Genomic DNA, 16808 nt, shown 5'->3' with positions numbered 1-16808 from the left:
AGCGAACGGGCGCGGCGGGACTGGTATCCTGCGCGCATGGTTTCAGACCGCAATCCGGACCAATCGCACGCCCAACTCACCTGGGCGCTGATCGTGATTGCCATAGGCGCAATCATCGGGATTGGCACGGCCGCCGCGCTGCTCGCCCGCAAGGACCGTCCCCTCCCGGACGACCCCGACGCCCCCCTGTTCATCTGACGCGCCCGGCAGCTCCCGCTGCCCTGCCCGCAGCGCGCCGCCCTGGACCCCAGGGCGGCGCGCTCGTGGCCCAGCATTCAGCGGCTCACCCTCTGCGGGCCGGGGGCCGCCCCCTGGGGCTGGTGCTCAGAACGGCCACACCCGCGGGATAATCAGCATTGCCACCAGAAAGGTCAACAGCGTCAGGCCCGCTCCCACCCGCACAAAATCAAGGAAGGTGTACCGGCCCGGACCGTACACCAGCATGCACGACGGTTCCAGCGGCGTGACGAAGGAATTGCTGGCCGCGATCGTAATCCCGATGATGAACGGCCGCGGGTCGTACCCCAGGGTCTTCGCCGTGCCGATCGCCAGAGGCAGCATGACCAGCGCCGCCGCCTGGTTGCTCATGGGCTGCGTGAGCCCTACGGTCACCAGGAACAGGGCGCCCAGCAGGCCGTACGGTCCCAGGGGTCCCAGCACCCCGGAGAGCGTTCCGGTCAGGGCCTTCGCCGCTCCGGACCCCTCAAAGGCCGTCCCGAACGCCAGCATGCACGCCACCAGCACAATCACCGGCCACTCCACGGCCGAGTACGCTTCCTCCGGGGTGATCAGGCGCAGCATCAGACTCAGCGCGACAGCCACCACCACGGCCACCCCCAGCGGCACCAGGCCCAGACCGCCCAGCACGACGGCCCCGCCGAACAGCAGCACCGCCAGCGGCGCCCGCCGCAGATCCCGTTGCCGCTCGGTCAGGTCCCCCATCACCACCAGGTGGTCCCCCAGCGCGTCGATCCGGTCCGCGCCGCCCTGTACCAGCAGGACGTCCCCCACCTGCACGCGGAGTTTTCCCAGGCGGTCCAGCGTCCGCGCGCGACGGTGAAGGGCGAGCACCGACGCCCCGTACCGTTCCCGGAAACGTGCCTCGCGCAGCGTGCGCCCCAGCAGCGGCGAGCCCGGCATGACGACCGCCTCCACCAGCCGCACCTGATCCGTACCGTCCAGGGGCAGGCGCTCTTCACTCTTGCTGATCACCCCGAGCGTTCCCTTGCCGACCAGGATCCGCTCGGTGGGCCCCTCGACCGTCAGGGTGTCGCCCTCCTGCACCACAAACCCCGGACCCGGGCCGTAGGTCGTCTGACCCTCGCGCCGGACCGCCACAACTGTGAGACCGTGATCCCGGCCCAGACCGGTGGTCCGCAGGGTCTGCCCGGCCAGCACGCTGCCCGGCGCGACCGTCAGGTCCGCCAGGTACGCCCGCAGCGAGTCCTCCAGCTGCGCGTCCCGGGCCGGCAGCAGGCGCGGCGCCACGAAAAACAGGTACAGCAGACCGATCACGGCCACCGGAACGCCCACCCAGGCCAGTTCAAAGAATCCCAGCGGTTTCTGGCCGCTGCCGCTGAGTGCGCCGGACACCACGAGGTTCGTGCTCGTGCCGATCACCGTGATGGTGCCGCCCAGAATGCTTGCGAACGCCAGCGGCATCAGCGCCCGGCTCGCCGGCAGGCCCGCGCGGCGCGCCATGCCCGCCACGACCGGCAGGAACACCGCCGTGGTGGCCGTGTTGCTCGTGAAGGCACTCACGCTGGCCACCGTGCCCAGCAGGGCCCGCAGCGTTCCCGTGGCGTTGCGGGAACGGCGCGCCAGCGTCGCACCGATCCACTCGATGACGCCGGCCCGGAGCAGCACGCGCGTCAGGATGAACAGGGACGCGAGCGTCAGGACCGTGTCACTGCCGAACCCGGCGAACGCCTCCTTGGGCGTCAGGAGTCCCAGCAGCAGCAGCGCCGAGAGCAGCCCGAGCGCCGTGACATCCACCGGCAGCCACTCGGTGGCGAACAGCACCAGGGCCACCACGAACAGAATCAGCACCAGCATGACGGGGTCCATGTCAGCGGACCCCGCAGCAAAAGAAAAAAGGGAGCAAGGGCATCCACCGGATAATCCCTGCCCGCTCCCACAGGGACGTGAAGTGCGCCTTAGGGGGCCTTGGGAGCCGCGCCAAGGGCCAGGCGCGTCAGCGCGTCACGCAGCACGGCCACTGCCCGGTCATACTCCGCGAGGTCGATGCGTTCCTCCGGCGTGTGATCCAGGGCGCTGTCACCCGGCCCGTACGCCACGGTGGGCGCCGGCCAGTGCCTGGCCACCACGTTCATGTCACTAGTCCCGGTCTTCACCTTGAACACCGGCGCGCCTCCCTGCGCGCGGATCGCCACGCGCAGCGCCCGCGTCAGGAGGTTGTCCTTCCCGTGCCGGACTGCTGTCTCATGCCCCACAAACGCCACAGTGACGCTGTCCAGGTCTTCAAGGACCGCCCGGATGGCCGTTTCCGCCACCTGAGGCGTCACGCTGACCGGCAGGCGCAGCCCGAACGTGCCCCAGGCCCGCTGACGCAGGCCGTCCGTGCCGGCCCCCAACTCCTGAATGGTGGCCTGCACCCCACCGAACACCCCGCCCGGTTCACCGGCCGCCGCCGCCCACGCCCGGACGCGGAACCACGCCTCGGTCAGGTCATCTCCCGCGCTGCTGCCGTCGCCAGCCGTGTGGAAATTCTCCTTCACGGCCTGCGCCTTCACGACCAGCCGGCCCTTGTACCCCAGCGTGATGCCTTCCCAGCCGCTGGGCTCGCCGATCAGCACCACGTCCGGCGAGAGAACCGTCCTGACGTGCCGCGCGCCGCGGCTGCTGGGCGCCTCCTCCTCAGTCGCGCCGATCACCACGAACCGCGCCGCCTTCAGCGCCTCGTCCGGCAGGGTCGCCACGGCCGCCATGAACGCGCACAGCGGCCCCTTGGCGTCTACACTGCCGCGCCCATGCAGCACGCCGCGCTCATCCACCCGCACCGGGATCTCGCCCGGCACGGTGTCCATGTGCCCCAGCAGCGCCACCGTCAGCGGCCCGTGGCCCCGCTCACCCACGGCATTCCCCGCCTCGTCAATGCGCGCCTCAAAGCCGCGCGCGGCCATCCACTCCTGGAAGAACGTGGCAACCGGCCCTTCCTGACCGGACAGGGAGGACAGCTCCACCGCGCGAATCAGCAGGTCGCGCGCGTCATTCGACATCCATCACCCCGGAGCCCTCGCCGGACGCGCGGGCCAGGGCCACGAGCAGGCGCGCCATCTCCGCCAGCGCCATCAGCGTGATGGTGCCCACCCCGCCGGCCAGGAGTGTCCACAGGGCCGTGAGCCGCTCACCCGCCAGGAACTGGAAGCCGGCCAGCAGGACCGCGCCCACGAACAGCACTATGCCCAGCAGGCGCAGTCGTCCGGTCAGGCCGTCCACCACGTCCGCCTGCCGTGCCAGCGTGGCCACCGTGCCTGCCGAGCCGCGAAGTGCCGGGAGGGCGGTGGGAGCCTCTGTGACCAGGGGCGCCGCAGCCGGCGCGGCCGGCGCCGACCGGGCCTCTGCCGGGCGACTGGGGGAGAAGGCCGACGAGGAGATCACCACCGGTGTGGCCGCCGGGCGCTCCGGCGTGACGGCCTCAGGCGGCGTGACAGGCGCGGCCTTGACCACCCGGACGGACTCGGAGGTGACCGGCCTGTCACGCACCGGCGCGTCACGCACCGGTCCGGGCGTGGCCTCCAGGCTGGGCTCGGCGCCCACGGGTTCGGAGCGGTCCGGCAGCGTCTGCACCGGGTCAGGCTGCACCGGTTCCGCGGACGGCCTGAGGGTCACCGGGTGACCGGCACTCGCCACCGGCCGCGGAGCCACCGCAGGCGGAGCGGGCGCAAAGGTCTTCGCGGCGCCCGCCTGCGGCAGCGGCGACGTGGGCTGCTCCTTGGCGCGGGCCGTGGCGTCCCGCACCTGCCCGAAGAAGCCCTGCACCTGCCCCGGGTCGAAACCCAGAAGACTGGCCGTCAGGGCCGTGCCGGCGGGCGTTTCCACGCGCAGCACGCCCTCCTGGTCACTGTGAATGCGCGTCAGGTCCCGCAGGGTCACGCGGCGGGTTCCGCCTCCGTCCTGGTACAGCAGCGTGTCGGGGGTCAGGACGAACAGTGCGTCGTCGCGTTCCAGGGCACTCAGGGGGGCGTCGGTCAGTCCAAGGGCCTGCAGGGTCTGCGCGGCGCGGTCACTGGGGCGTTGGGTCATGGTCGGCTCCTCTTGTTCGCGGCGGGGCGTAGCCGTGCCCGCCCCACCCGCTCTTCTGATGGCACAGCATACCGGGCGGCGCGCCAGTGCGTCCCGGGCGGCCTGCCGCAAGGTAAAGGGACGCCCGCCGGGCCTCTCACCCCCGCGTACCGGGCGGCGCCGCACACTGCGGGCATGACCGATAACCGTTACGGTGACACGCCGCTCGGCAAAAGCGTGGAGGAAATCGAGCAGGAGGGCGGCAACCTCGTGAATGACGCCCGTCAGGGTGAAGCGGTCCGCCGGGACGAGGCGCCGGTCGTTCCGGCGGTGTCCACTCTGCAGGGCAGCGGCGTGATCGCCGCGCTGCGCCCCGGTGACCTGATCGAACGGGGCAGCGGCGCCGAGGACGGCACGGCGAGCACCAACCGCGACAGCAGCGAGAACAGCTGAGCCGCACCTGACTGCTCTGGACGCCTGCCGCCGCACCTGGCGCCGCGGCAGGTAGCATGCGGCCTGTGACCGACCTTGCCTTCCCGACCTCTCCGCGCGTGGGCGTGGTGATGGGCAGCCGCAGTGATTTCGAGACCATGCAGGGTGCGCTTGAGGTCCTGCGTGACCTGCACGTCCCATACGAGGTGCGCGTCCTGTCCGCCCACCGCACGCCGGCCCTGCTGGCCTCCTATGGCGCGCGGGCCGAACGGCTGAACCTCTCGTGCATCATTGCCGGCGCGGGCGGCGCGGCCCACCTGCCGGGCATGCTGGCCGCGTTCACGCGCGTGCCTGTACTCGGCGTGCCCGTGCAGTCGCGCGCCCTGAGCGGCCAGGACAGCCTGCTGAGCATTGTACAGATGCCCGCCGGGGTGCCGGTCGCCACTTTCGCCATCGGCGCGGCCGGCGCCCGCAACGCCGCGCTGTTCGCCGCGGCGCTCCTGGCAACCACCGACGAGGCCGTGCGCAGTCACCTGAACGCCTTCCGGCAGAAGCAGACGCAGGCGGTGCTGGACGATCCGTTCTTCGACGGTCATCCCCAGGCGGGCGCCGAGTGACGCCCGGACAGACGCTGGGCATCCTGGGGGCGGACAGCTGGCCCAGATGCTGGCCCTGGCGGCCCTGCCCCTCGGGGTCCGCGTGACAGTGCTGGAACCCGACGAGCACGCCCCGGCGCGCCTGTGCGCCCGGCACCTGCACGCGCCCTACACCGACCCGGCCGCCCTGAACGAACTGGCGGCCTGTGACGCCGTAACGCTGGAATTCGAGAATGTGCCCGTCGAGGCCCTGGCCGCCCTGCAGGACCGGGTGCCCGTGCGGCCCGGCGGGGCACTGCTGGCACGCAGCAAGCACCGCGCCCACGAGAAACGGGCGCTGCAGGGCGCCGGGGCGACCACCGCGCCGTTCGAGGCCATTGAGGCCGACACGGACCTGCCCGGCGCGCTGGCCCGCGTGGGCGGCCGGGGCATCCTGAAAACCAGTGAACTTGGCTACGACGGCAAGGGACAGGCCCGCGTCAACAGCGACGCGGAGCTGCGCGCCGCCTGGGAGAACCTGGGCCGCGTGCCCTGCGTGCTGGAGGGACTCGTGAGCTTCGAGCGGGAAGTGAGTCTCGCCGTGGCCCGCACCCCTGCCGGGCAGGTGGCGTTCGGACCACTGGTGGAGAACGTGCACCGCGACGGCATCCTGCGCAGCAGTGTCTTCCCGGCGCAGGTCCCGGACGGCACCGAGGCGCGCGCCCGCGAACTGGCGCGCGCCGTCGCGGACGCGTGGGCGCTGGAGGGCCTCATCACCCTGGAATTCTTCCAGCTGCCCGGCGGGGACCTGATCGTGAACGAGGTCGCGCCCCGCGTGCACAACAGCGGTCACCTCACGCAGGACGGCGGCGGGGTCAGCCAGTTCGAGGCGCAGGTGCGCGCCGTGCTGAACCTTCCCCTGAGTGACTGGCGACCCCTGCATCCCACCGCGATGGTGAACGTCGTGGGCGTCGACGGCCCGGACGGATCGCCCCTGACCCCGGACTGGGCTGCGATTGACGCACTGGACGGCACCCGCGTGCACCTGTACCACAAAGCGCACCGGCACGGCCGCAAGGTGGGGCACGTGAACCTCGTTGCGCCGGACCCCGGCACCCTGCGCGCCCGGCTGGCCTCCCTGGAACCACTGATTCCGTAGGGCGCCGCGTTGGGGGGGTGGAGGCCCCAGCCGCGTTAAGCGGGCCGCAAAGCCCGCTCAGGAGTCCCGTAACGCGCGCTCACAGCCGGTCAGGTGCGGGCCCCTAGCGTGAGGCATGAAGCGCCTCGCCCTGCCCCTCCTGACCCTCGCCCTGGTCACCAGTGCCCACGCGCAGGGCAGTTTCAAACTGATCCTGACCACCAGCGAGAAAAGCATCCGCAAGGGAGAGGTGCGCGAGCAGAGCATCGTGAAATCCTGGACGCTCCCCGCCCAGGGGGTGAAGGCCACCCGCAAGGTGGGGCGCCTGAGCACCACCCTCACGCCCCTCCTGGACCGCATGGAGAAAAGCGTGAACGCCCGGAAGCCCACACCGGCCGTGTTCCGCAACGTGAAGGGCAGCTGGGTGGCCACGCAGCAGAGCGGCTGGGTCCTGGACCGTCAGGCCACGAAAGCCAACCTGCTGAACGCCATCAAGGCCGGCAAGAGCACCGCGCAGGTCGAGATCGGCCGCCTGCAGCCGGGCCGCAGCGTGGACGTGCTGGCCCAGCGCGGCGTGCTGTGGCACGTCGCCACCGGCACCAGCAGCTACCGCGGCAGCCCCGCCTTCAGGGAAACGAACATCCTGGTGGGCGCGGACAAGCTCGACAACTTCTTCATTGCGCCCGGCCACGAATTCAATTTCAACGAGGAGATCGGGCAGGTGGATGCCAGCACCGGGTTCGTAAAGGGGTTCGTGATCAGTGGCGGCACCCTGGCCAAGGAGGATGGCGGCGGCATCTGCCAGGTGAGCACCACCATCTTCCGCGCGCTGTACCAGGCCGGCCTGCCCGTCACCGAACGGCACGAGCACAGCCACCGCGTGCACTACTACGACCCTGTGGGCTATGAGGCCACCGTGTACGCCCCCGCAAAGAACCTGCGCATGAAGAACGACACCGGCGCGCACCTGTTTATCCAGGCGGCCTGGGACACGGCTGCCAAGACCCTGCGCTTTGACGTGTTCGGCGCCAACACCGGCCGGCAGGTGAACGTCAGCCAGCCGGTCATCACGGCGTTCAAGGCACCCGCCCAGCCCAGCTACACCCCGGACGAACGCGTCGCCCTGGGCCGCCGCCGCCTGCTGGACCTGCCCATGCAGGGCATGACCAGCGTCCTGACCCGCACCATCAAGGTCAAGGGGAAGCTGGTGAGCCGCGACAAGCTCAAGAGCGTGTACGAACCGTGGGGCGCCGTGTACGGCGTGCATCCCCAGGACAAACGCCTGAAGTGAACGCTGAGGGGGCCGTCGGGTTCACCGGCGGCCCGCCTGGCGTCGTGTCGTCACCTACCGGGCGGGTCCCCTCAGCCACGGCGCGGCCCAGCGGGTCACGGCAGGCATCACCAGATACGTCATGGACAGCACCACAATCACCATCTGCGGCACCGCCCGCACCGGCATGGGCCAGTGTCCCAACCAGGGCTTGAGCGCTTCTCCGAACAGCCAGGACGAACTGACACTCACCGGGTACAGCGCGGCCAGGGTCAGCAGCGCCATCTTCCAGCGGGGCGGCTGGCGCAGCGTCGCGGCGGCTGGCGGCGTGAACCAGAAGTCCAGGCCGGGCTGCTTCTCGAAACTCACATGCTCATCCACGAGCGGCGCAATGCGCTCCAGCCAGGCGGCGCGCTCGGGCGACAGTTCCCACGCCGCGGCGCTCGTCAACGACTCGAAACGCGCCAGCAGCGTGTATTCCTGTTCCCCTGGCGCGGGGCGGATCACGCCGGTCCCACGGTGGCCGGGCAGGCGGGCCAGCAGCTCGTTCGCCTCCGAAAGCAGCGCCTCGTAGTCGGTCTCACGGCCCGGGCGGATGCGGCGGCGCACCACCAGACTCACCGGGTCGCTCGGGCGGCGCCCCTCGAACTGCCGCCCCTCGCTCACGTGACTTCCGGGTCCGGCACCCGGCGAGGCCACGCGACGAGCCCCACGCCGGTCAGAATCACCGCCAGGGCCACCCAGCCCAGCGGCCCCAGCGTCTCCCCGCCGAAGCCCACGCCCAGCAGCACCGCCACCACAGGGTTCACGTACGCGTAGCTGGTGGCCAGGGCGGGGCGGGTGTGCGCCACGAGGTACATGTACGCGCTGTATGCCACCAGACTGCCGAACACCGTCAGGTACGCCAGTGCCCACAGGCTCGCGGCGCTCGGGGTGCGCCACTGCTCGCCGGTCAGCACACTCAGCACCAGCAGCACCCCGCCCCCGGCGAGCATCTCTGCGGCGCTGCCCATCAGGCCTTTCGGCAGCGGCAGGTGACGGGACCACTGGCTGCCGAACGTCCAGCACAGCGGCGCCAGGATCAGCAGCAGCGCCGCCAGCGGCGTGGCGCGCAGTTCACCCAGGTTCAGCAGCGCGATGCCCAGCAGCCCCACCCCGATGCCCAGCCACTCCCGCCCCCCGGTGCGTTCGCCCCACAGCCGCGCGAACAGCGCCGCGAACAGCGGCGAGACCGCAATGACCATGGCGGCCACACTGCTGCTTGCCTCCCGCTCGGCCAGCGTCACCAGACCGGTCCCGCCGCCCAGCAGCAGGGTACCCACCGCGGCGCTCGCGGCCCACTCGCGCGCGGTGGGCAGCCGCGCGCCACGCGCGCACAGGACCAGGAACATCAGCGCGCCGGCCACCATGAACCGCAGGGCCAGCATGCCCAGGGGCGGCAGCGTCTCGATCGCCACCTTGATCCCGAAGTACGTGCTGCCCCACACGACGTACACGAGACCCAGGCACAGCAGCACCATGGGGGTCAGCCGCGCCGCGCGGTCCACTGCGGCTCCAGGCGTCACAGGCGGCTTTCGATGGCGCGCGCGTGCGCCTCGAGACCCTCGGCGCGGGCCAGCGTGGCGCCGGCCGGGCCGATCCGGCGCAGCGCACCCTCGTTCAGGCCCACCACCGAGATGATGTTCTGAAAGTCCCGCACGTTCACCGGACTCATGAAGCGCGCTGTCCCGCCGGTCGGCATCACGTGACTGGGTCCGGCCACGTAATCGCCCAGCGCCTCCATACTGGACTCCCCAACGAACACGCCGCCGGCGCGCTGAACCAGACCCAGCAGGCTCCACGGATCGCGGGTCAGCAGGCACAGGTGCTCCGGCGCGTACAGGTTCGCGAGGTCCAGCGCTTCGTCCAGCGACCCGGCCAGGATGACCTTCATGCGGGCCTGCACACTGTCGCGCGCCCACGCACGGTTGGGTTCCGGCAGCGCCTCCAGCTGGCCGCTCAGTTCGGCCTGCACGCGCACCAGCAGCTCGCGGCTGGTGGACACCAGCACCGGCTCGGCGCCGTTGTGTTCCGCCTGGGCCAGCAGATCCGCAGCCACAAAGCGGGCGTCGGCGCTGTCATCGGCCACCACCAGCGTCTCGGTGGGCCCCGGCAGGCTCTCGATGCCGGTGTGACCGTACACCAGCCGCTTGGCGATCACCACGAACAGGTTCCCGGGCCCCGCGACCTTATCCACCGGGGAAATGCTGGCCGTGCCGTACGCCAGAGCGCCGATGGCCTGCGCGCCACCCACGCGGAACACCTGCGTGATGCCCAGCTCGCGCGCGGCCACCAGGATCGCCGGGTGCACCGCGCCGTCCCGGCCGGGCGGGGTGGTCACGATGATGTCCGGCACGCCCGCCACCTGCGCCGGGACCGCCGTGTGAATCAGGGTGCTGATCAGGGGCGCCAGCCCGCCCGGCACGTACACACCCACCCGGGACAGGGGCCGGACCAGCTGGCCCAGCGCGCCGTCCGGGCCGTGCGTCAGGAAGCCGTGCGCGGGCTGCTGCTCGTAGAAGGCCCGCACGCGCGTGATCGCCGTGCGAATCGCGGCGTGCAGGTCGCCCGGCACCTGCGCCTGCGCCAGTTCGGCGCTGCTGACGGCCAGCGCGTCCGGGCGGTGACCGTCCAGGCGTTCAGTCCAGTCGCGCAGGGCGTCGTCCCCGCGGTCGCGGACGTCCGCCAGGATGTGTTCCACGACCTGCGCGGGGCTCAGGGCCTCCCCGAAGGTCGTCTCGATGCGGCGCAGCACGGCGTCCGGCACGGGAATTTCGTTGAACGTCCGCGTCAGCGCGGACCGGGCTTCGGGGCCTTGCAGAACTTGCATGGGTCACTCCAGGGGAACAGGGGGAAGGGTGGGGCCCGCGGCACAGCGGCGCGGCAGGCCCCCATGGTGCCACCTCAGGCCGGGCCGGCGCCCGCGCGGCGGCGCAGAGGTCTCGACAGGCGGGACGTCCCCGGCGCGGGCACGGGGGTGTCAGGCGCGGCGACGGCGGCGTTCGCGTTCAGGCGCGGCCCGGCGCGTGCCGGGCTGGGCGTTCGCTTCGACCAGCCCGAAATCGGTGGGCTGAATCAGGCGCATCAGGCGGTGCGGCGCGGTCTGCTCGACGTACACGTAGGCGTTCCCGGGACGCAGGAAGTACCCGCTGCAGACCGCGCCGTCCACCTCGGCGTCCGGAAGGCGCTGAATCAGGACCCGGCCGCCGGTCAGGTGCGCGTGGGTGCGCTCCGGCCCGCCGCCTTCCTGCGCCGTCAGCTGCCGCAGCCACAGCAGCAGGCTCACCGGGTCGTGGTACTCGGTGGTCAGCGGCTGCGTGGCCTCGTCACGGCCCTGACGCAGCGTGACCAGACCGGACTTGCGGTCGAACTGCACCTCGAACGCCGGGCGGCCCCGCCCGTCTCCCTCCGCGTACCCCAGGCTGGTGAGGTGGCGGGGGTGCAGGCGGCTGTGCTGCACGCGCCGGATGCCCGGCAGCACCCCGCCGAAATCGGTCTGCACGCGCGCCACCAGCGCGCTGCGTTCCCCGTGAAGCGTCCAGTGCTGCTCGCCGGCGTACCGGCCGCCCAGCGAGAGCGTCAGGCTGAACGTTTCCGGGGTCAGGTCAGCTGTGTCCAGAAGCTCTCACCCGGTCCTGTCCACTCGGCGCCCAGGGCCTCGGCCACGGTGGCGCCCACGTCGGCGAAGGTGGCGCGTTCACCCAGGTTCACGCCCGCAGCGCCTGCTTTGTGCACCAGCAGCAGGCCATGTTCGCGGGTGTGGTCGCTGCCGGTCCAGGTGGGGTCGTTCCCGTGGTCACTGATGATGATCAGTGCTCCCTCAGGCGGCACGGCCGCGATCAGGTCCGGCAGCGCCGCGTCGAACTGGGCCAGGCACGCGCTGTACCCCTGGGGGTCGCGGCGGTGCCCGTACTTGCTGTCAAAGTCCACCAGGTTGGTGAAGATGAGCCCCGAGGTGCCCTCCTGCGCGCCCCGCTGCATGCGCGCCAGCGTCCTGGCAATCCCGTCGGCGTTGTTGTCCGTGTGAATTTCCTCGGTGAAGCCCTGGCTGGCGTAGATGTCGGGAATCTTCCCGATCCCCACCACCGCCTGACCGGTGGCCTTCACGGCGTCCAGAACCGTGGGCGGCGGCACGAGGCTGAAATCCCGGCGGTGCTCGTTGGCCCGCTCGAACGGGAACTCGCCCCGGAACGGCCGGGCAATCACGCGGGCCACGGCGAACTCGCCCTGCAGGATCTCCCGGGCGGCGCGGCACCACCCGTACAGGGTGTCAAGCGGCACCACATCCTCGTGCGCGGCAATCTGGAACACGCTGTCAGCGCTGGTGTACACGATGGGCGCGCCGGTCCGCAGGTGCTCCGGGCCGAAGTCGCGGATCACGTCCGTGCCGCTGTACGGGCGGTTGCACAGGTGCCCGTGACCGGTGGCCGCATCAAAGCGGTCCATCACGGCCGGCGGGAACCCTTCGTGAAACACCTGGAACGGGTGCTGCAACTGCACGCCCATGAATTCCCAGTGGCCGGTGCTGGTGTCCTTGCCGGGGCTCACTTCCCGCATGCGCCCGAACGCGCCCCGCGCGGGCCCTGCGGGAACGGTGGCGTCCCCCGTTTCGATGGTGGGCACCTGCGCCAGCCCCAGCGCCGCCAGGTTCGGCAGGTGTGCGGGCGCGGCCTTCAGGGTGTGGTTCAGGGTGTGGGCGCCCACATCCCCGAAACTCGCGGCGTCCGGTAATTCACCGGCACCCACGGAATCCAGCACGACAATCGTCAGCAGCATGATCCCAGTCTAGGCCCTGCGGCCCGCAGCGGGGCAGCCTCAGCCGGCTGTCGCCAGCAGCGAGGCGCTGCCCGTCGCGGACCAGTTCTGGCACGCGCCTCCTGGTGCTGAGTTCATCACGGCCCGCGGCGCGCCGGCTGCCGCGGAATCACACTTCCCTCACGGGCCGTACCGGGCGGAGGTGATACGCTGCCCACGTGACCGCGCCCACCCCTTCCCCCGCCTCCCAGACGGCCAGCACGCCCGTCGCGGCTCCGGACGCACGCCCGGTCCTGCACGCTGAGAACCTCAGCAAGACCTACGGCCGGCGTGAGGTGGTGCGCGGCGTGAACCTCCGCGTGCGGCCCGGAGAGATCGTGGCACTGTTCGGCCCCAATGGCGCAGGGAAGACCACCACCTTCTACATGCTCGTGGGCTTCATCCGCCCCGGCGGGGGTCACATCGCCATTGGGGAGCGGGATGTCACGCGGCTGCCCATGCATGAACGGGCCCGGCTGGGCCTGGGCTACCTGCCGCAGGAACCCAGCGCCTTTCGCAAGCTGACCGCGCGGGACAACCTCCTTGCCATCCTGGAATACCAGGGGCTGCCGCGCGCCGAGCAGGAACGCCGCGCCGACGCGCTGCTGGAGGAATTCGGGCTGACCCGCCTGGCCGGCAGCTACGCCTACCAGCTGTCCGGCGGGGAACGCCGGCGCCTGGAACTCGCCCGGGCCCTGACCACCGATCCCGACTACCTGCTGCTGGACGAACCGTTCACGGGCGTGGATCCCAAAAGCATCCGCGAGATTCAGCGCCTGATCCGCGAGCTGCGCGACCGCCGGGGCCTGGGGGTGTTCATCACGGACCACAACGTGCGCGAAACCATCGCCCTGACCGACCGTGTGTACCTGATGTACGACGGAGAGGTCAAGTTCGAGGGCACACCCGCTGAGTTCGCGCAGGATGAGGACGCCAGGCAGCACTACCTGGGCGACGACTTCGAGCTGTGACCCCTGGAGCGCGCTAGATGCTGTGGCTGTTCCTGCCGTTCGTGGTGGTCCTGTCCGGCGTGGTCGCCTACGCCGCAGACACCATTGCCCGCAAGGCCGGCCGCCGTCACCTGCGCTGGTTCGGGCTGCGGCCCAAATCAACGGCGCTGCTCGTCGCGGTGCTGTCCGGCATGGGCATCAGCGCCGCGAGTCTCGCCGCGTTCCTGATCCTGAACCGCAGCGCCGTGAACACCATCGCGCAGGCCGACCAGCTGCGTCCCCAACTTGAGGCGCTGCGCGAGGAGATCAAGGTCGCGCAGGCCGACCGCACCCGCGCGCAGCAGGAAGCTCGTCGCCTGCGCGTTCAGCAGCAGACGGCGCAGGCGGCCCTGAAAGCGGCGCAGGCTGACCTGGGCACCGCGCGGGCCGCGCAGACCCGCGTGCAGGTGCAGGCCCGCGCCCTGGAGCAGCGCGTGCAGAGCCTCACCCAGGCCCAGGCCGGCCTGGAGCGGCGCGCCCAGGCCACCCGGGTGAAACTTCAGACCTCCGAAGCGGCCCTGAAAGCCAGCCGCGAACGCGCCCAGACGCTCGACGCGCAGGTGGTGGACCTGGGCGCGCGCGTGGCCCTGTCCGAGCAGGAAACGCGCACCGCCCAGGACCGCGCCCTCGCCGCGCAGACCGCCGCTGAGGCCGCGCAGGCCCGCGCTGAGGCGCAGCAGCGCGCCGCGCAGGCGGCCCAGGCGCAGGCCGCGCAGGCCCGTGAGCAGATTCAGGTGCTGGCCGCGTCACGCGCGCAGGCCGCCGCGGACCTCCAGGGCGCCCAGGTGAAACTGCGCGGCGCGCAGACGACCCTCCAGGCGGCGCAGGTGAAGCTCCAGGCCGCACAGGCCGCCCTGAAAGCCGCGCAGACTGAGCAGCGCAGTGCGCAGCAGGCCCGCGACCGTCTCACCGCCGACCGGGACCGCCTGCAGGCGGAACGCGACCAGCTGCAAACCGAGCGGGACCGGCTGCAGGCCGAACGCAACCGCCTGAACAACGAACGCGCCGCCCTGCTCGCCGAGCGCGACCGCGTGGCCCGTGACCGCGACCGGGTGCGCGACGACCTGAACACCCTGCAGGCCCAGCAGGCGCAGCTGCGCGCGAGCAACGACACCCTGCGTGCCAGCAACGACACCCTGCGCGCCACGCTCGGCAAACTGCAGGACGAGTACTCCAGCAGCCGCGCTGAACTCAGCGCCACCCGCAACACCGACCTCGCCTACCCCAAGAACGACCTGGTGTACGCCGCCGTGGTGCCCGGCGTGCGCAACCTCGACCAGTTCCTGAACGACGCCGCCCGCAGCGCCCTGACCCGCGGCGCGCGCGGCACGCCCGCCGCCCGCCTGACCCCCGCAGCGCGCGGCGCCCTGGAGACGAAACTGCGCGGCCTGAACGTCAGCACCTTTGTGCAGTGCCGCGCCGCGCAGAACGCCGCCGTGGGCTTTCCTGTGGACCTCAGCTGCGACGCGCGGCCCAACGCCGTGCTGTACCGCGCCAACCAGGTGATCCGGCGCACCACCATCACGCTCGGTGACCCGCGGCGCCTGCAGGACCAGCTCAGTGAACTGGTGCAGGACGCCACGCTGGACCTCACGTCGCGGGGCGTGCCCAGCGAGTACGTGCAGGGCCTGGACGTCAGCGACCTCGTGGGCCTGCTGTCGCGTCTCGGGGGGCGCAGCGGGGCCACGGTGATCGGCGTGGCGGCGCGCGCCGACGTGCGCCCCGGCAGCCGCGTGAACCTGTACCCCACCGTGCCCTGAAGCTCCCTGGAGGCGCGCGGCAGGCTCACGTCAGGTTCGCCCGCTATGCTTCGCCCATGCGCCGCGCACTCCTGCCCCTGACCCTGCTGTTGTCCGCCGCTGCGCAGGCGGCTCCCGTGCGCGTGGAGTTCTGGCACGCCATGACCGGCGTGCAGGCCACCGTACAGGCCTACGCCCGGGACTTCAACGCCGCGCAGAGTGAATACGAGGTGGTGCCGGTCGCGCAGGGCAACTACCGCGAGCTGCTGCCCAAACTCCAGACCGCCCTGAAAGGTGGCGCGGCGCCTGCCCTGGCGCAGCTGGAGTTCACGCAGTTCCCCACGCTGGCCGCCGCCGGACAGCTCACCGACCTGACCCGCGCCGTGGACGACCTGCCCGACGCGCTGCGTGCCGACGTATACCCCGCTGTGTGGAAGACCGGGCAACTGGCGGGCCGCACCTACGGGCTCCCGTGGAACATCAGCGTGCCGGTCCTGATGTACAACGCCGGCACCCTGAAAAAAGCGGGCCTGGGCGCCCCGGACACCTGGACGCAGCTCGAGGCCCACAGCCGCGCCCTCGCCACCGGTGGCCGCAGACCCCTGGTGGCTGCCGCCGACGCCTGGACCTTCGAAGCGAACGTGCTGTCCCGCGGCGGGAGCCTCACGGACGCCGCCGGCCGGCCGCGCCTGAACAGTCCGGACGCGGTGGAGGCCCTGACGCAGCTGGCGCGCATGACTGCCGCCGGGCAGGCCCAGCCGCGCGGCCTGAACGAAGCGGTTCGCGCGGCCTTCGACTTCGCGCGCGGACAGAACGTGTTTGTGCTTGCCAGCGTCGCGAACTGGACCGACGCGCGCAAACTGCCGTTCTTCAGTCTGGGCGTCGCGCCGTTCCCCTGCGAGAAGGAAGGGGCGTGCACCGTGCCGCTGGGCGGCGCCACCCTCGCCATTCCGAAAGGCACCCCTGCGCGGGAGCAGGCGGGCGCGCTGGCCTTCTGGCAGTTCCTGATGCAGCCCGCCCGGCTGGCAGGCTGGGTGCAGACCACCGCCTACGCCCCGCCCCGGCGCGCCGTGACCCCCCTGCTGGACGACTGGTACGCCAGGAACCCGCAGCTGCGGGCGGCGCACGCCCAGCTGAGCCGGGCCGTGCCGCGCCCCACCACACCCGAGTACGCCGGGTGGATCACCCTGATTGAGGACGCCCTGCAAAAGGCCACGACCGGCCGGCTCAGTGCGAAAGCGGCGCTGGACGAGGCGCAGCAACGCGCTGAACGCTGAGCGGCGCTGAGGGGTGCGGCCAGGCGACCCGCACCGCAGGGAGCGCCTTCAGGCCAAGTTCTGTTCCTGCGGGGGCCACGTCTGAGGCTGCCGGCAGCGCTACACTCCGCGCATGACGCTGCTGTACCTGCTGGTGACCCTGGCCGTGACGGCCGTGCTGCTGCTGTTCCTGCTGCGGCCCGGTGCGGCGCGTGCCACGACCGTGTGGGGCCTCGCGGCGCTGCTGCCGCTGCTGGCGGCGCTGGTCGTGGCGCTTGCCCACCGCGCCTGAACAGAGCGTGCGGGGGCGCCACGCCGCGTGTGTATGGCC

17 protein-coding genes are annotated in these 16808 nt (G+C 71.6%); 9 read left to right on the top strand and 8 right to left on the bottom strand.

Going from position 1 to position 16808, the window contains the following annotated elements; all coding sequences use genetic code 11:
- The first annotated feature begins 36 nt into the window (after positions 1–36).
- Positions 37–198, top strand: a complete 162-nt coding sequence (locus LAJ19_RS10460; protein ID WP_225475698.1) for a hypothetical protein — start codon at positions 37–39, stop codon at positions 196–198.
- Between the two features lie 126 nt (positions 199–324).
- Here LAJ19_RS10460 and LAJ19_RS10455 read toward each other — a convergent pair whose 3' ends face one another.
- From LAJ19_RS10455 to LAJ19_RS10445, 3 genes are all read right to left on the bottom strand, one after another.
- Positions 325–2067, bottom strand: a complete 1743-nt coding sequence (locus tag LAJ19_RS10455; protein ID WP_225475697.1) for an SLC13 family permease — start codon at positions 2065–2067, stop codon at positions 325–327.
- 89 nt (positions 2068–2156) lie between these two features.
- Positions 2157–3239, bottom strand: a complete 1083-nt coding sequence (locus LAJ19_RS10450) for a [LysW]-lysine hydrolase (RefSeq protein ID WP_225475696.1) — start codon at positions 3237–3239, stop codon at positions 2157–2159.
- The gene (locus LAJ19_RS10445; RefSeq protein WP_225475695.1) at positions 3229–4266 is read right to left on the bottom strand and encodes a hypothetical protein; all 1038 of its coding nucleotides are present in this window, start codon (positions 4264–4266) and stop codon (positions 3229–3231) included. The genes LAJ19_RS10450 and LAJ19_RS10445 overlap by 11 nt, the downstream gene beginning before the upstream one ends.
- Before the next feature lie 174 nt (positions 4267–4440).
- Between LAJ19_RS10445 and LAJ19_RS10440 the strand changes: the two genes are divergently transcribed.
- The 4 genes from LAJ19_RS10440 to LAJ19_RS10425 all read left to right on the top strand — a co-directional run bounded on the left by LAJ19_RS10440 (position 4441) and on the right by LAJ19_RS10425 (position 7681).
- A complete protein-coding gene (locus LAJ19_RS10440; protein ID WP_225475694.1) occupies positions 4441–4698 on the top strand; it encodes a hypothetical protein in 258 nt (85 codons plus the stop codon).
- Positions 4699–4763: 65 nt separating this feature from the next.
- On the top strand, positions 4764–5294 hold the full coding sequence (gene purE / locus LAJ19_RS10435) for a 5-(carboxyamino)imidazole ribonucleotide mutase (protein WP_432804205.1): 531 nt from the start codon (positions 4764–4766) through the stop codon (positions 5292–5294).
- Between the two features lie 46 nt (positions 5295–5340).
- Positions 5341–6411 carry a 5-(carboxyamino)imidazole ribonucleotide synthase gene (gene purK, locus LAJ19_RS10430; protein WP_432804204.1) on the top strand — a complete coding sequence of 357 codons (1071 nt, stop codon included), beginning with the start codon at positions 5341–5343 and terminating at the stop codon, positions 6409–6411.
- Between the two features lie 115 nt (positions 6412–6526).
- Positions 6527–7681, top strand: coding sequence for a VanW family protein (locus tag LAJ19_RS10425; RefSeq protein ID WP_225475692.1), 1155 nt, complete (start codon positions 6527–6529; stop codon positions 7679–7681).
- 54 nt (positions 7682–7735) lie between these two features.
- On the opposite strand, the gene LAJ19_RS10420 is transcribed toward LAJ19_RS10425, so the two are convergent.
- The 5 genes from LAJ19_RS10420 to LAJ19_RS10400 form a co-directional block, all read right to left on the bottom strand.
- The gene (locus tag LAJ19_RS10420; RefSeq protein ID WP_225475691.1) at positions 7736–8326 is read right to left on the bottom strand and encodes an antibiotic biosynthesis monooxygenase; all 591 of its coding nucleotides are present in this window, start codon (positions 8324–8326) and stop codon (positions 7736–7738) included.
- Complete coding sequence (gene yedA / locus LAJ19_RS10415) at positions 8323–9207, bottom strand: drug/metabolite exporter YedA (RefSeq protein WP_255639830.1); 885 nt, start codon at positions 9205–9207, stop codon at positions 8323–8325. The genes LAJ19_RS10420 and yedA overlap by 4 nt, the downstream gene beginning before the upstream one ends.
- 14 nt (positions 9208–9221) lie before the next feature.
- On the bottom strand, positions 9222–10529 hold the full coding sequence (gene hisD / locus LAJ19_RS10410; RefSeq protein WP_225475690.1) for a histidinol dehydrogenase: 1308 nt from the start codon (positions 10527–10529) through the stop codon (positions 9222–9224).
- Positions 10530–10679: 150 nt separating this feature from the next.
- Positions 10680–11201: a hypothetical protein gene (locus tag LAJ19_RS10405; RefSeq protein ID WP_432804203.1), complete on the bottom strand. Its 522-nt coding sequence runs from the start codon at positions 11199–11201 to the stop codon at positions 10680–10682.
- A 98-nt stretch (positions 11202–11299) separates the two neighbouring features.
- Positions 11300–12475 carry a phosphopentomutase gene (locus tag LAJ19_RS10400; RefSeq protein ID WP_225475689.1) on the bottom strand — a complete coding sequence of 392 codons (1176 nt, stop codon included), beginning with the start codon at positions 12473–12475 and terminating at the stop codon, positions 11300–11302.
- A 197-nt stretch (positions 12476–12672) separates the two neighbouring features.
- Between LAJ19_RS10400 and lptB the strand changes: the two genes are divergently transcribed.
- From lptB to LAJ19_RS10380, 4 genes are all read left to right on the top strand, one after another.
- Positions 12673–13464 carry an LPS export ABC transporter ATP-binding protein gene (gene lptB / locus LAJ19_RS10395; RefSeq protein ID WP_432804202.1) on the top strand — a complete coding sequence of 264 codons (792 nt, stop codon included), beginning with the start codon at positions 12673–12675 and terminating at the stop codon, positions 13462–13464.
- Positions 13465–13481: 17 nt separating this feature from the next.
- Entirely contained in the window at positions 13482–15242 is a 1761-nt protein-coding gene (locus tag LAJ19_RS10390) for a DUF3084 domain-containing protein (protein WP_225475688.1), read from the top strand.
- A 56-nt stretch (positions 15243–15298) separates the two neighbouring features.
- Positions 15299–16498, top strand: coding sequence for an ABC transporter substrate-binding protein (locus LAJ19_RS10385; protein ID WP_225475687.1), 1200 nt, complete (start codon positions 15299–15301; stop codon positions 16496–16498).
- Positions 16499–16610: 112 nt separating this feature from the next.
- A complete protein-coding gene (locus tag LAJ19_RS10380) occupies positions 16611–16769 on the top strand; it encodes a hypothetical protein (protein ID WP_225475686.1) in 159 nt (52 codons plus the stop codon).
- Positions 16770–16808 lie beyond the last annotated feature (39 nt).

The sequence above is a fragment of the Deinococcus taeanensis genome (genome assembly GCF_020229735.1).
GTDB classification, from domain to species: domain Bacteria; phylum Deinococcota; class Deinococci; order Deinococcales; family Deinococcaceae; genus Deinococcus; species Deinococcus taeanensis.
The sequence above is the reverse complement of the archived record's forward strand: the minus strand, read 5'-3'. Positions and strand labels throughout refer to the sequence as shown.

Excerpts from the sequence above, each read along its gene's own strand:
- LAJ19_RS10460 (WP_225475698.1), top strand. The coding sequence starts at position 37 with ATGGTTTCAGACCGCAATCCGGACCAATCGCACGCCCAACTCACCTGG.
- LAJ19_RS10455 (WP_225475697.1), bottom strand. The coding sequence starts at position 2,067 with ATGGACCCCGTCATGCTGGTGCTGATTCTGTTCGTGGTGGCCCTGGTG.
- LAJ19_RS10450 (WP_225475696.1), bottom strand. The coding sequence starts at position 3,239 with ATGTCGAATGACGCGCGCGACCTGCTGATTCGCGCGGTGGAGCTGTCC.
- LAJ19_RS10445 (WP_225475695.1), bottom strand. The coding sequence starts at position 4,266 with ATGACCCAACGCCCCAGTGACCGCGCCGCGCAGACCCTGCAGGCCCTT.
- LAJ19_RS10440 (WP_225475694.1), top strand. The coding sequence starts at position 4,441 with ATGACCGATAACCGTTACGGTGACACGCCGCTCGGCAAAAGCGTGGAG.
- purK (WP_432804204.1), top strand. The coding sequence starts at position 5,341 with ATGCTGGCCCTGGCGGCCCTGCCCCTCGGGGTCCGCGTGACAGTGCTG.
- LAJ19_RS10425 (WP_225475692.1), top strand. The coding sequence starts at position 6,527 with ATGAAGCGCCTCGCCCTGCCCCTCCTGACCCTCGCCCTGGTCACCAGT.
- hisD (WP_225475690.1), bottom strand. The coding sequence starts at position 10,529 with ATGCAAGTTCTGCAAGGCCCCGAAGCCCGGTCCGCGCTGACGCGGACG.
- LAJ19_RS10400 (WP_225475689.1), bottom strand. The coding sequence starts at position 12,475 with ATGCTGCTGACGATTGTCGTGCTGGATTCCGTGGGTGCCGGTGAATTA.
- LAJ19_RS10390 (WP_225475688.1), top strand. The coding sequence starts at position 13,482 with ATGCTGTGGCTGTTCCTGCCGTTCGTGGTGGTCCTGTCCGGCGTGGTC.
- LAJ19_RS10385 (WP_225475687.1), top strand. The coding sequence starts at position 15,299 with ATGCGCCGCGCACTCCTGCCCCTGACCCTGCTGTTGTCCGCCGCTGCG.
- LAJ19_RS10380 (WP_225475686.1), top strand. The coding sequence starts at position 16,611 with ATGACGCTGCTGTACCTGCTGGTGACCCTGGCCGTGACGGCCGTGCTG.